The 13,095-nt window shown below is 34.8% G+C and carries 13 protein-coding genes; 12 read left to right on the top strand and 1 reads right to left on the bottom strand.

All coding sequences use genetic code 11. The features are described from left to right. Positions 1–24 precede the first annotated feature (24 nt). On the top strand, positions 25–648 hold the full coding sequence (locus GKC53_02970; protein ID QRN41106.1) for a hypothetical protein: 624 nt from the start codon (positions 25–27) through the stop codon (positions 646–648). Between the two features lie 47 nt (positions 649–695). On the opposite strand, the gene GKC53_02965 is transcribed toward GKC53_02970, so the two are convergent. Continuing rightward, entirely contained in the window at positions 696–1,532 is an 837-nt protein-coding gene (locus tag GKC53_02965) for a pantoate--beta-alanine ligase (protein ID QRN41105.1), read from the bottom strand. A gap of 241 nt (positions 1,533–1,773) precedes the next feature. Between GKC53_02965 and rpsB the strand changes: the two genes are divergently transcribed. The 11 genes from rpsB (at position 1,774) to fabZ (ending at position 13,086) form a co-directional block, all read left to right on the top strand. Then, a complete protein-coding gene (gene rpsB / locus GKC53_02960; protein ID QRN41104.1) occupies positions 1,774–2,547 on the top strand; it encodes a 30S ribosomal protein S2 in 774 nt (257 codons plus the stop codon). Between the two features lie 51 nt (positions 2,548–2,598). Next, positions 2,599–3,468, top strand: coding sequence for an elongation factor Ts (locus GKC53_02955; protein ID QRN41103.1), 870 nt, complete (start codon positions 2,599–2,601; stop codon positions 3,466–3,468). A 93-nt stretch (positions 3,469–3,561) separates the two neighbouring features. Next, positions 3,562–4,281: a UMP kinase gene (locus GKC53_02950; protein ID QRN41102.1), complete on the top strand. Its 720-nt coding sequence runs from the start codon at positions 3,562–3,564 to the stop codon at positions 4,279–4,281. A gap of 78 nt (positions 4,282–4,359) precedes the next feature. After that, on the top strand, positions 4,360–4,917 hold the full coding sequence (locus GKC53_02945) for a ribosome recycling factor (protein QRN41101.1): 558 nt from the start codon (positions 4,360–4,362) through the stop codon (positions 4,915–4,917). A gap of 20 nt (positions 4,918–4,937) precedes the next feature. Next, positions 4,938–5,681 (top strand): isoprenyl transferase, encoded by a 744-nt coding sequence (locus GKC53_02940; protein QRN41100.1) that lies wholly within the window; start codon positions 4,938–4,940, stop codon positions 5,679–5,681. Positions 5,682–5,683: 2 nt separating this feature from the next. Next, a complete protein-coding gene (locus GKC53_02935) occupies positions 5,684–6,556 on the top strand; it encodes a phosphatidate cytidylyltransferase (protein QRN41099.1) in 873 nt (290 codons plus the stop codon). A gap of 6 nt (positions 6,557–6,562) precedes the next feature. After that, the gene (locus GKC53_02930) at positions 6,563–7,729 is read left to right on the top strand and encodes a 1-deoxy-D-xylulose-5-phosphate reductoisomerase (protein ID QRN41098.1); all 1,167 of its coding nucleotides are present in this window, start codon (positions 6,563–6,565) and stop codon (positions 7,727–7,729) included. After that, complete coding sequence (gene rseP / locus GKC53_02925; protein QRN41097.1) at positions 7,726–9,099, top strand: RIP metalloprotease RseP; 1,374 nt, start codon at positions 7,726–7,728, stop codon at positions 9,097–9,099. Before GKC53_02930 ends, rseP begins: the two co-directional genes overlap by 4 nt. Positions 9,100–9,105: 6 nt before the next feature. Beyond that, positions 9,106–11,466 carry an outer membrane protein assembly factor BamA gene (bamA, locus tag GKC53_02920; protein ID QRN41096.1) on the top strand — a complete coding sequence of 787 codons (2,361 nt, stop codon included), beginning with the start codon at positions 9,106–9,108 and terminating at the stop codon, positions 11,464–11,466. Between the two features lie 121 nt (positions 11,467–11,587). Then, a complete protein-coding gene (lpxD, locus tag GKC53_02915; protein QRN41823.1) occupies positions 11,588–12,616 on the top strand; it encodes a UDP-3-O-(3-hydroxymyristoyl)glucosamine N-acyltransferase in 1,029 nt (342 codons plus the stop codon). 17 nt (positions 12,617–12,633) lie between these two features. Then, a complete protein-coding gene (gene fabZ, locus GKC53_02910) occupies positions 12,634–13,086 on the top strand; it encodes a 3-hydroxyacyl-ACP dehydratase FabZ (GenBank protein QRN41095.1) in 453 nt (150 codons plus the stop codon). Positions 13,087–13,095: the final 9 nt, after the last annotated feature.

Here is a 13,095-nt window from a genome sequence, read left to right as displayed (position 1 = left end):
AGGTTTTGTGAAAAGGGAACGTGTATGGATTCCAAGAAAATAGTTTTATTGCATGGTTTGTTCTGTAATGGTCGAGTGATGTTTTGGTTATCTCGAAAACTGCATCGGTTAGGTTATACTTGCTTATGTCTATCATATCCAACACTTAAATGTTCTGTAGAAGAAAGTGCTCAAAATTTAGAGGAATGTATACGTGAATTTAAAGGGGAAGGTACTGTTTATTTTGTGGGGCATAGTATGGGAGGTATTGTTATTCGTTATCTACAGCATTTATTTTCAGATATGTTCGAAAATAGTCTTGTGGTGACACTAGGGACGCCCCATAAAGGAAGTAAGTTTGGTCGGGTGATACATGAGAAATGGCCTAAGTTTGTTTTAGGTAAATCATGGGAAAACTCTCTAGATGGGAATGTTCCTTTGTGGAATCCAGCAGTTCCCTTATTAAGTATAGGAGGAACTAGGACTGGTATTGAAAATTGGGTAGTTAGGGTTTTTGCTAAAGATGAAATTAATGATGGATTGGTTTCTATTTCAGAAACGGAAATGCCTGAATTTAGAGCGTGTAAGAGAATCCACCGATCACACCTACCCTTGTGTTTTGATTCACAAGTGGTTCATTGTATTGATGAATGGTTTAGACAAGTATAGGTTTACTTTTTCCTATGGAGTTATGTAAAAGGTAGCAAATTCAAAAATTATAGAATAAAATCAATGTTATCAATTAATCGGGTGGTGCCTAATTTAGCTGCGCCTAGTACAACTAAATCATTATCCTTATAGGTTGCACGTCGTAAGTCATGTTGGTTAGCAACTTCTATATAGTCAACACGCCAACCGTTGTGAGATAGTTTTTTAATGGCTTTTTGACAAAGATCATTAAAATTTTTATTTCCACTGAGGATATGATCTTTGATTTCTAGTAAGGCTTGATATAGCTGAGGTGCCTGTTCTTTCTGTTTCTGACTTAAATATTGATTACGACTAGAGAGAGCTAATCCTGAGTTGTTGTCCCTTTTAGTATCAATTCCAATAATAGAGGTTCTGAAGTTTAATTGCTCTACTATTTGTTTGATGATGACTAGCTGTTGGAAATCCTTTTTGCCAAAAAAAGCCCACTCTGGTTGAATAATATTCAACAGTTTGACCACTATGGTGGCAACGCCACGGAAATGTATCGGTCTCGTTTTTCCGCAATATTGAGTACTAATATTGCCAGGATTAACCCATATGGTTTGTTCACCATGAGGATATATCTCTTTGACAGCCGGAGAAAATATAGCATCTGCACCTATTTGGCTGGCTTTTCGAATATCTTCTAGTAGAGTTCGTGGATAGGTATTAAAATCCTCATTTTCACCAAATTGAGTTGGATTAACAAAAATACTTACAATAACATGAGATGCTTTATTTCTCGCTTCTTTAATAAGGGTTAAATGTCCTTCATGTAAGTTTCCCATGGTGGGTATTAATGCGATACCTTTAAGACTAGATCGCCAACTATGTAACTCTTCAATGGTAGTTAATTGTATCATTAGAAATGATATTCCTTTAGGGTAAAGCTATATCCTATCATAAACCTTATCAGCATTTTAATTAAAATATATTTTATAGAGTAATACCTTTTAATTATTTAAAAAATAAGCTATAATTCCCGGATTTCATTTTAAATTTGAAATGAATCTCTACAAGTAAGCGCGCATTTCACTAAAGGGTGCTTTTGTAAAGAGTTCTGTGTGAGATGTGTTAGTGATAACCCTTTAAAAGGAAAATTAAATGTCAAATATTACAATGCGTCAAATGTTGGAGTCTGGTGTTCATTTTGGTCATCAAACTCGTTTTTGGAATCCTAAAATGGGAGAATATATTTTTGGTTCTAGGAATAAAATTCATATTATTAATTTAGAAAAAACACTTCCAATGTATGTTCAAGCTCAGGATTATGTACGTCGTTTGGCTTCAAATAAAGGAACTATTTTATTTGTTGGTACCAAAAAACAAGCCAGGGATATTATTCGTGAAGAGGCAACTCGTGCGGGATCGCCATATGTTGATCATAGATGGTTAGGTGGGATGTTAACCAATTATAAGACGGTTAAGCAATCTATCAAGCGATTGAAAGAAAAACAAGAATTATTAGAGAGTGTGGTAGATGGAACCTATAGTAAGAAAGAGTTGTTAACATTGCAACGTGAGGTAGATAAATTAGAGCGATCTTTAGGCGGTATTAAAAATATGGAAGGGTTACCTGATGCCATTTTTGTGATTGATACTGGTTATCAAAATGGTACTATTGTTGAATCAAATAAGTTAGGAATTCCTATTATTGCAGTCGTTGATACAAATAATAGTCCAGATGGTGTGGATTATGTAATTCCAGGAAATGATGATTCCACCAAAGCGATTCGCCTTTATGCTAGAGGAATTGCCGATGCAATTTTAGAAGGTAAAGCTCAATCAATTCAAGAAATGGTTGATTCGTTGGGAACTGATGAGGAAAATTTTTCTGAAGAAGAAGTTATTTCACAAGAAGCTTCAGAGAACAATTAAGACAAAGACTTTGAATTTATACAGTCAATAAAATAAATTTTAGGAGGAACGATGGCTGAAGTTACAGCGAAAATGGTTGCAGAGTTAAGAGCAACAACTGGCTTGGGGATGATGGAGTGTAAAAAAGCTTTAGTAGAAGCTGGTGGTGATTTTCTAAAAGCTGAAGAAATATTACGTATTAAATCTGGGGCTAAGGCGGGTAAATTGGCAGGAAGAACTGCGGCAGAAGGTATTATTGCAAGTTACATAGAAGGTAATCGTGGCGCTTTAGTTGAAGTTAATTGCGAAACAGATTTTGTTGCAAAAGATGAAAATTTTAAGGAATTCGCAAATGATGTAGCTAAAGCGATAGTGCTTAATAAGCCATCAAATTTGGAGAGCCTTAGTGAGTCTGAGATCTCAGTTGATCAAACGGTTGAACAAAGAAGAAAAGAAATTATTGCTCAACTAGGTGAAAATATGACGATTCGTCGTTTTAAGTATTATGAAACTAATAACCAATTAACTAGTTATATGCATGGTAGTAGAATTGGTGTTATTGTGGAATTTAAAGGTGATGCAGTAACAGCGAGAGATGTTGCAATGCATGTTGCAGCCTCAAGGCCACAGTGTGTTTCTAGTGATCAAGTTGATCAAGAGTTGATAGAAAAAGAACGCCGTATCTATACTGAACAAGCAGCTGATTCAGGTAAACCAGAAGAGATTATTGCAAAAATGGTAGATGGCCGTTTGAAGAAATTCTTAGCAGAGATAACTTTGTTGGGGCAACAGTTTGTCAAAAATCCTGATCAAACAGTTGAACAATTATTAAAAGAACATGCTTCAACTGTGATTGATTTTACTGTTTATCATGTTGGTGAAGGGCTGGAAAAAAAGGTTACTGATTATGCTGCAGAAGTAGCTGCAGCTGCTAAAGTTTAATACTACTGAATCACTCAAAACACTCTAAAAGTTCTCTTAGAGTGTTTTTTTTAGGCTATAATCATTAAGATAATTGAAATGTAGTAAGGATGAATGATGTTTGACTTAAAATATAAGAGGATCTTATTGAAATTATCAGGGGAATCTTTGATGGGAAGTGATCCTTTTGGTGTTAACAGAGACACTGTCATGTTTATTACGAATGAGGTAAAAGAGATTGTTGATTTAGGTGTTGAAGTAGCAGTAGTTATTGGAGGTGGTAACATATTTAGAGGAATCTCAGGTGCTGCTGAAGGTATGGAACGATCAACAGCTGACTATATGGGAATGCTCGCCACAATAATGAATGCTTTGGCCTTGAATGAAGCCTTTAAGTCTATGGGGATTTCATCTCGTATTCAATCAGCCCTAAGTATTCAACAAGTAGTAGAAACTTACGCAAGGCCTAAAGCTATGCAATATTTAGATGAAGGGAAGCTTTTGATATTTGCGGGGGGTACTGGGAATCCATTTTTTACAACTGATACAGCCGCAGCCCTGCGTGCTGTTGAAATGAATTGTGATATTTTATTAAAAGCGACTAATGTAGATGGCATATATAGTGAGGATCCCAAAAAAAATCCAGAAGCGGTTAAATATAATAATATTACTTTTGATGAGGCCATTAACAAACAATTAAAAGTAATGGATGCAACTGCATTTACTCTTTGTAGAGAGCAAAAACTGGACATTATTGTATTTGGTATCTCTCAAAAAGGTATTCTAAAAAAGATTGTTTTAGGAGCAAGCGAGGGTACGTTAGTCCATTCTTGAATACTAATTACAATCTCCTACCATAATGACATTAAGTGTATAATTAATTGTTAATTGATAAGAGAGAGGTATTTGATCATGTTAAGAGAAGTAGAAAAAACAGTTGATGATAAAATGACTAAAACAATTGAGGTTTTAAAAGATAATTTAACTAAAGTAAGAACTGGTAGAGCCCACGTTGGTTTTTTAGATCAGGTTGAAGTGGATTACTATGGTGGTATGGTTAGGCTTAGTCAAGTTGCCAATGTGACCTTATTAGATTCAAGAACTTTAGGCGTAAAACCTTATGAAAAGAATATGTTAAATGTTATTGAAAAAGCTATTAGGGATGGAAATTTAGGGTTGAATCCTGCTTCCTCTGGGGATATGATTCGTGTGCCTATGCCTATGTTGACAGAGGAAACACGTAAAGAGATGACTAAAATTGTCAAATCAGAAGGTGAAGGGACTAAGATAGCTATTAGAAATATCAGAAGAGAAGCAAATAATGAAATCAAAAATCTGTTGAAAGATAAAGATATATCAGAAGATGACGCTCGTCGTTCAGAAGAATCAATTCAAAAAATTACTGATCAATACATTAATGAAGTTGCTTCAATAATTGAAGAAAAAGAAAAAGATTTATTAGAGTTATAATTCGACCAATATAAATATATATGAAAAAAGTTTCCTCTAAGAATAAAAGTAAAGCTATTCCTTCACATATAGCTATTATCATGGATGGTAACGGTAGATGGGCAAAGAAAAGAAAAATGCCCAGAGTTATGGGGCATAAAAAAGGTTTAGAGGTACTTGAGAGTATTGTTAAAGACTGTATTGATCTAGGAGTAAAGAATTTAACCGTGTTTGCTTTTTCTACTGAAAATTGGAAAAGGCCTAAGATCGAAGTTGATTTTTTAATGAATCTTTTTTTGAGATCATTAGAGTGTAAAATTCATGAATTACATAAAAATAATATTCGCTTTAGATTTATTGGTAATATTCATCGTTTGAGTCATGAAATAGTTGAGGAGATCAAAAAAGGTGAGGCATTAACTAGGAATAATAATCTGTTTACGATTACTGTTGCGGCGGATTATGGGGGGCGTTGGGATATCGTGAATGCGGTCAACCAGTTGATTCGAGATGGTTATCAAGAAGTTACAGAGGATGATATACAATCTCATTTAGCACTCCATGATTTGCCAGAGCCGGAGTTATATATTCGTACAGGTGGGGAAATTAGAATTAGTAATTTTCTACTTTGGCAGATGGCATATACAGAGTTCTATTTTACTGGTACTTTATGGCCAGATTTTGATAAAGCGCAGTTAATTCTAGCAATTGAATCATTTCAAAATAGGGAAAGAAGATTTGGTCGAACTTCAGAGCAACTACTGATACATGAAAGAAGAGACTAATTATGTTATTTCAAAGAGTTAGAACAGCAGTTTGTTTATTGCTACTAATATTAGTAGTTGTAGTATTCACTGATAAGGTTGGTTGGTTGTTATTTAGTAGTGTTCTAACTATATTAGCAATGTGGGAATACACTCGTATTGTTAAAATGCCTAAAATTTGGTCTATTATTTATTTATTATTGTCTTTAGGAATATTGGGCGTTGTATTTTACTGGGATATAGTGGATATTATCCAAGATGTTCCTTGTCTATCGTTGATTCTAGGATTATTGTTGTTGTGCTATTGGTTAGTAATTGTACCTTTAGTTTTAAAAAATAAAATTAAGCTTGAAAATATTGTACTAACATCTATTTTGGGTTGGTTAATGTTTATTCCTTTTGGAAGCTACATTGCGCAGTTGTTTATCTACAAGACAACTACAGGTGCGATGAGTTTAACTCAAGTTAACTTTGTTATTTTGTATTTAATTTTACTGGTATGGGTTGCTGATATTTCTGCATATTTTGTTGGAAGGCAATTTGGTAAAAATAAGTTAGCTCCACAAATTAGTCCGGGAAAAAGTATTGAGGGTGTATTGGGGGCTATTGTTATAGTAGTTATTTACGGTATAGTATATTTTAGTTTATATTATATGCAATTAGTTGATTCTTTTTCTTGGTTCAGATTATTTTTTTTGGTAGTATGCTCGGTTCCTTTAACTTGCGTGTGTGTCATTGGCGATTTATTTGAGAGTTGGCTAAAAAGGTGTGCAGGCGTTAAAGACAGTGGTAAATTATTACCTGGTCATGGAGGTGTCTATGATAGAGTTGATTCGTTAGTGGCTGTTTTGGGAATATATCCGATTTTGGTTTTGTGCTTACAAGCTTTTAGATAATTTAAGATGGCTAGACAAAAAATTACTATTTTAGGTGCTACGGGTAGCATTGGGTTGAGTTCCTTGCAAGTTATTGAACAGCATTCAGATTTATTTGAAGTTTTTGCTTTGACAGCTTATACACAAAAAGAAAAATTACTTAAACTGTGTTTCAAGCATCAACCTAAATTTGCAGTGATGGCGAATCAAACTGATAGTGATTGGTTGAAAGATCAATTAGGCGGATATTCTAAAACCCAAGTTTTAGCTGGATTGTCAGCATTGAGAGATGTGGCCAGTGATAGTGAGGTTGATGTTGTTATTTCCGCTATTGTGGGGGCAGCTGGGGCTATTCCCACTTTTGCAGCAGCTCAGGCTGGTAAAAGAATACTGTTAGCGAACAAAGAAACTTTAGTTTTGGCTGGGAAATTATTTCTCCAAGTTGTAAAAAAATCGGGGTCTTTAGTCTTGCCTGTGGATAGTGAGCATAATGCTATTTTTCAGGTACTACCTCATAAATTAGAGCAAGTCAAAAATATTGTTTTGACAGCATCGGGCGGGCCTTTTTTGCATACTCCACTTAAACAATTGGAACAAGTGGCTGTCGTAGAAGCTTTGAGTCATCCGAATTGGAGGATGGGTACAAAAATATCTATTGATTCTGCTACAATGATGAATAAAGCTTTAGAAGTTATTGAAGCATCATGGCTTTTTAACTTACCAGCAGATAAAATAAAAGTAGTCATTCATCCTGAGAGTATCATACATAGTATGGTCAGATTGATTGATGAGTCTGTTTTGGCGCAGCTTGGTGTGACAGATATGAAAATACCAATCGAGTACTGTTTGGCATATCCTGAACGAATAGAGTCGGGTGCTAATGAGTTGGATTTTGAGTGTATGTCAGAATTACATTTTATGAAGGTGGATCCTAAAAGATTTCCGGCACTTGGTTTGGCATATCAAGTGTTAGAAGAAGGATTAGATTCAGGTTGTATTTTAAATGCAGCGAATGAAGTTGCAGTAGGTCTGTTTTTAGAAAATAAAATAAAATTTACTGATATTTATTTTTTAGTTGTTGAGGTGTTGAATAACTTAGCATCAGAAGAATATAGTGATTTAGAGACATTATTATATAAAGATAATATAGTAAGACAAAAAACGCTAGAATTAGCAACTAGAAATTTTAATTGAAATTTACAGATGAGGATTATTATTTGAGTCAAGTATTTTATTTCTTAATAGCAATTACTACCATTGTGACTGTGCACGAACTAGGTCATTATTTAGTGGCAAAGTTTTTTGGTGTTAAAGTTGAAAAATTTTCAATAGGTTTTGGTAAGGTGTTGTGTAGTAAAACATGGAATGATACTACATGGTGTTTAAGTTTAATCCCCTTAGGCGGATATGTGCGCATGTTGGATACAAGATTAGGCGAAGTTGATGAGGTGGAGAAACAATATGCCTTTGATTTACAAGCGCCATGGAAAAAGATTCTAATTTATTTTGCTGGCCCATTTATTAATTTTGTTTTAGGTGTTCTACTGTTTAGCTTAGTTTTTTATCATGAGGGTATCACCTCGTTAAAACCAGAAGTGAATATGGTTGCTATAGATTCTTTGGCTGAAAAAGCTGGATTTCAAGAGGGTGACTATATTATTAAGATAAATCAAAAATTAGTAAAAGATTTTTCAGATGTGTCTATATTGACCATGGAAAATTTAGAAAATGGATTACAGTATGAAGTAATTGATGCCTCAGGACAACCACAAATAAGAAAAGTTGATACCGAAAAATACCCACAAGAAGTTAGGAGTATTTTATTAGGTAAAAGTGGTTTTGGCCTTTACCCACATAGAGTCACTAATGAGATAGAAATGGTATCACCTGATGGTCCCGCTAGTAAAGCAGGTTTGCAGGCTGATGATATCATTTTAGAATTAAATCACGAGAAAGTAGAAAATTATACCAATTTTGCTAGTATTATTAGAAACCATCCTAGTCAAAAAATTGATGTTTTGTATCAAAGGGGGGGAGAAAAGTTTGAAACCGTTGTAATTCCTGATAGTTTATTAGAAGCAAAGAATTCTAGGCCTATAGGGAAGATTGGAGTGCAAAATAAGATTGATGAGATACTGGCTAAAAAAAATAGCGACATTTATTATCCTAATTTGTTAGAGTCTGTTAAAATGGCGTTTGGTAAAGTTGGTTATTTTTCTAAACAGATATTATTCCTTTTGGGGAGGATAGTGGTCGGTAAGAGTTCATTAGTGAATATTAGTGGACCAGTTACTATGGCTAGTTATGCAAATGAAACAGCTGCGATCGGTTTAATGACTTATTTAGCATTTATAGCGGCTATTAGTGTAAGTATTGGGATTTTTAATCTGTTACCTGTTCCTATATTGGATGGGGGTGGTATTTTGTTTTCGTTTATTGAATGGGTAAGGCGTAAACCTATGAGTGATGCGGAGCGAGCGTTTGGAACGCGGTTAGGATTTTTGTTCCTCGTATTGTTAATGTTTATTGCTTTTTCAAATGATTTCGTTAGGATTTTTGGGTAATTTAAAATGAATAAAAAATTAATAGTGACATGTTTGGCGGGCTTATTTTTATCCGTACCTTCGATAGCTAAAGATTTTACAATAAAAGATATACGTATTGAAGGATTGCAGAGAATTGAACCAGAGACTGTGTTCAATTATTTACCCATAAACGTAGGAGGTCAATTTACTTCTACTAAGGGCGAACAAATTATTAAAGATCTATATGCGACGGGTTACTTCTCGGATGTACAGGTAGAGGTACAAAATGATCAAGTCTTATTGACTGTTATCGAGCGTCCTATTGTTGATTCAGTAGTGGTGACGGGTGGTAAGGCAATTTCTAATCAATTGATCAAGGATAATTTGAAACGTTTAGGTGTAGCTGAAGCTAAAGTTTATGATCCTGCTGTTTTGAAAGCGGTGACTCAGGGATTGCAACAGGAGTATTTGAATTTAGGTAAAAATAATGCTGTAGTGTCACCAAAAGTAACGGAGCTAGAGAGAAATAGGGTAGCATTGACTATTAATGTTGATGAAGGAGTTACGACAAGAATTAGAAAGGTAGAGTTTGAAGGTAATGTCAATTTCTCCGATGGAACGCTCAAACGTCGTATGAGTATGGGGCAACATAACATTATGTCCTTTTTTACTAAAAATGATATATATGCATACATTAAGAGTGATGTGGATCAAAAAGCACTTACAAAATACTACAAAGATAGAGGCTTTTATGATTTTGCTATTGTCAAATTTGAGCCAGAGATTGATATTGATTCCCCTCAGAATATGACCCTGAAAATAGTGTTAAATGAGGGAGTTCGTTATACTTGGGGAAAAATTAATGTTTTGGGAGATTTCAAAGAAGTTCCTATGGAGCGTTTGCAAGCAATAGCGGACAATCATAATACAAGATTCGCTTTTAACACTTCTAAGTGGTTTAATCAAACACAATTAGATAATGTTGTTAGTGACATCAAAATGGAATTAGGTAAATCAGGATATGCAAAAGCGGACGTGCAAGTCAATCCTCATCGTAATTCTGATAACTCTCTAGGATTTGATATTGTAGTGAATGCAAATCAGAAGATTTATGTACGTCAGATTAATATCACAGGCAATACTAAAACGAGAGATGAAGTGATTCGTCGTGAGATGAGACAGCAAGAGAATACTTCTTATGATGCTCAAAAAATTAAACGTTCTAAAGAGAGAATAGGAGACTTGGGGTATTTTGAAGATATAACAGTTCAAGAAGTACCAGTTGAAGATAGTGCAGATCAAGTCGATTTGGCAGTAGATGTTAAGGAATCGAACGTAGGGTTACTGGATTTCTCAGTGGGTTATGTTCAGGATGATGGAGTTGTGGTTAGTGGTAAATTTACTCATGATAATTTATGGGGAACAGGTAGACAAATTGCCTTAAATGTTTCTACTGGTGGTACTTCTAAAGCTTTGACATTAGACTATTTGAATCCATATTACACAAAGCATGGTGTGGGTGCTGGATTTGATTTTTCAGCCATTAAGTTTGATCCTAATGATGTTGAAACCAGCTCTTATAAGGCAAAAACACTTACCGGTGGGTTGAAGTTTGTTTTTCCTGTCACTGATTATGATAAAATCAATTTTAGAATAGGTGCAGAACATAAGAGAGTTGATTTATATGAGAGAAGCCCTATTTATTATAAAAACTATGTTGCTAAACACGGTAACTCTAGTACAATTTACCCGGTCTCTGTCTCTTGGAGAAGATCAACTATTGACAGTTATTTATGGCCCACTCGTGGTTATATCTTAGAAAGCCAATTTGAAGCAACTCTCCCTAGTGTGAGTGATCATGAGTTTTACAAATTAACACACCAAGAATGGTGGTTCTTTCCGTTAACTCAAAATTTGACTTTTATGTTGACTGGGCAGGCAGGCTATGTCAAAGGATATGGACATAGTCATGATGTGCCGTTCTTTTATAATTTTCATACGGGGGGTATGGGTTCTATCAGAGGTTATGATGCTTCATCAATAGGTCCTAAAATTAATAATTGGTATGGTGATGTTGATTATATTGGTGGCACCAGATTGGTCACTGGGACAGCGGAGTTATTCTTTCCAATGCCTGGTTTGAAGGATTCACAGACAGTACGTTTGAGTGTGTTTGCAGATGCAGGTAGTTTATGGGATGGTAAAACTCGTGGGCCATTGGATAACTTCGAATATAAAGAAAGCTATAAGAGTAGTTTTGAAAAAGAATTACGTTATAGTGCTGGTATTGGTATGGTTTGGTTATCTCCTTTAGGGGCTCTAAGATTCAGTTGGGCAAAGCCTTTGAATAAAAAAGCAGGTGATAGGGAACAAGCTTTTCAATTTAATATTGGTAATACTTTCTAAGGTTATTGTTTTTTATCTAAGGAACTGTGAATTGCAGTTCCTTTTTTTATTGATCGTTATAAATAGCTAATAATGGTATTATTATGTCATTAATAGTTTCTGGATTTGAATTATGTCTAAGATGGCGGTAGAGTTATCTGAATTAATTACTCTATTTGGAGGTATGTTAGTAGGGTCAGATTTGATAGTAGAGGGTATTTCATCATTGGATTTAGCTACGGAGAAACAGTTATCATTTTTAACTGATCATCGTTTAAAGAATGAGGTTTATCAATCCAAGGCTTGTGCTTTGATTGTGGGTTCTAATTTTGACTATACAGAATATTTTGATAAAAGCTTTATTGTTTGTGATAATGCTTATTTATATTTTGCACGTGTATTACAATATTTCCACCCCGCGGAAGTTTCGAATTGTACTACACACTTTAGTGCAGTGATCGAATCTGATCAAATCGATGCAACTGTTGAGATAGGTGCTAACGTGTTTATTGGAAAAGGTGTTAAAGTGGGTGCGTATACTCGTATATCATCTGGTTCTGTTATTGGGAAAGATGTAACTATTGGAGAGCACTGTTATATTCACCCCAATGTAACCATTTATAATGGTAGTACCATAGGCGATAATGTAGAAATTCATTCAGGTAGTGTTATCGGGGCGGATGGATTTGGATTTGCCTGGAATGGCGCTAGTTGGGAAAAAATTCCTCAAGTGGGTAATGTGGAGATACATGATGATGTAGAGATAGGTTCTAACGTTTCTATAGATCGGGGTGCTATTGGAAATACAGTGATTCATAAAGGCGTCAAAATAGATAACTTAGTACAAATCGCTCATAATTGTGAGATTGGTGAGCATACAGCTATTGCTGCTATGGTTGGATTGGCAGGAAGCACAAGAATAGGGAAAAGGTGTCGTATTGCAGGTGCTGCTAAATTTACAGGTCACTTAACCGTTGCAGATGATACTTTGATTGCTGGAGCTACTATCGTTAGTCACTCAATTGACCATCCTGGAAAACAATATGCGGGCTCATACCCATTTCACGAATATCAAGATTGGAAGTATAATGCAGTTTATTTAAGGCGATTAAGAGACATGAATCAAAGATTAACAAATATAGAAAAGAAATTAATAAAGGATCCAGAATAAATTAAAAGGACACATTGATGAAATCAGTTATTTTACCTTTGGAAGCCAAAGACATAGAGAAGATCATACCGCATAGAAGCCCATTTTTATTAGTAGACCGAGTTATAGAATTGGAACTGTCAAAGAGTATCAAGGCATTAAAAAGTATTTCTATGAATGAACCTTATTTTATGGGACACTTTCCAGGTTATCCAGTAATGCCCGGTGTTTTGATCATAGAAGCATTGGCACAAACTGCTGCTGTTCTAGCTACATTAAGTTTTGAAACCCAAGAAGATGAATTATATTTTTTTGCTTCTATTACTAATGCTCGATTTAAAAGACCCGTTTTTCCAGGAGATACACTGATATTGGAAGCTTCTATATTGAATCAAAAAAGTGGCGTAGGAAAATTTTCAGTTAAAGCTTCAGTTGATTATGAGGTCGCAACAGAAGCTGAAATAACATGTGCGAGGAAAAATATTGGATAGATAGGGAAG

Source organism: Neisseriaceae bacterium, assembly GCA_016864895.1.
Taxonomy (GTDB): Bacteria; Pseudomonadota; Gammaproteobacteria; order Burkholderiales; family Neisseriaceae; genus QFNR01.
The sequence above is the reverse complement of the archived record's forward strand: the minus strand, read 5'-3'. Positions and strand labels throughout refer to the sequence as shown.

Excerpts from the sequence above, each read along its gene's own strand:
- GKC53_02970 (QRN41106.1), top strand. The coding sequence starts at position 25 with ATGGATTCCAAGAAAATAGTTTTATTGCATGGTTTGTTCTGTAATGGT.
- GKC53_02965 (QRN41105.1), bottom strand. The coding sequence starts at position 1,532 with ATGATACAATTAACTACCATTGAAGAGTTACATAGTTGGCGATCTAGT.
- rpsB (QRN41104.1), top strand. The coding sequence starts at position 1,774 with ATGTCAAATATTACAATGCGTCAAATGTTGGAGTCTGGTGTTCATTTT.
- GKC53_02955 (QRN41103.1), top strand. The coding sequence starts at position 2,599 with ATGGCTGAAGTTACAGCGAAAATGGTTGCAGAGTTAAGAGCAACAACT.
- GKC53_02950 (QRN41102.1), top strand. The coding sequence starts at position 3,562 with ATGATGTTTGACTTAAAATATAAGAGGATCTTATTGAAATTATCAGGG.
- GKC53_02945 (QRN41101.1), top strand. The coding sequence starts at position 4,360 with ATGTTAAGAGAAGTAGAAAAAACAGTTGATGATAAAATGACTAAAACA.
- GKC53_02940 (QRN41100.1), top strand. The coding sequence starts at position 4,938 with ATGAAAAAAGTTTCCTCTAAGAATAAAAGTAAAGCTATTCCTTCACAT.
- GKC53_02935 (QRN41099.1), top strand. The coding sequence starts at position 5,684 with ATGTTATTTCAAAGAGTTAGAACAGCAGTTTGTTTATTGCTACTAATA.
- GKC53_02930 (QRN41098.1), top strand. The coding sequence starts at position 6,563 with ATGGCTAGACAAAAAATTACTATTTTAGGTGCTACGGGTAGCATTGGG.
- bamA (QRN41096.1), top strand. The coding sequence starts at position 9,106 with ATGAATAAAAAATTAATAGTGACATGTTTGGCGGGCTTATTTTTATCC.
- lpxD (QRN41823.1), top strand. The coding sequence starts at position 11,588 with ATGGCGGTAGAGTTATCTGAATTAATTACTCTATTTGGAGGTATGTTA.
- fabZ (QRN41095.1), top strand. The coding sequence starts at position 12,634 with ATGAAATCAGTTATTTTACCTTTGGAAGCCAAAGACATAGAGAAGATC.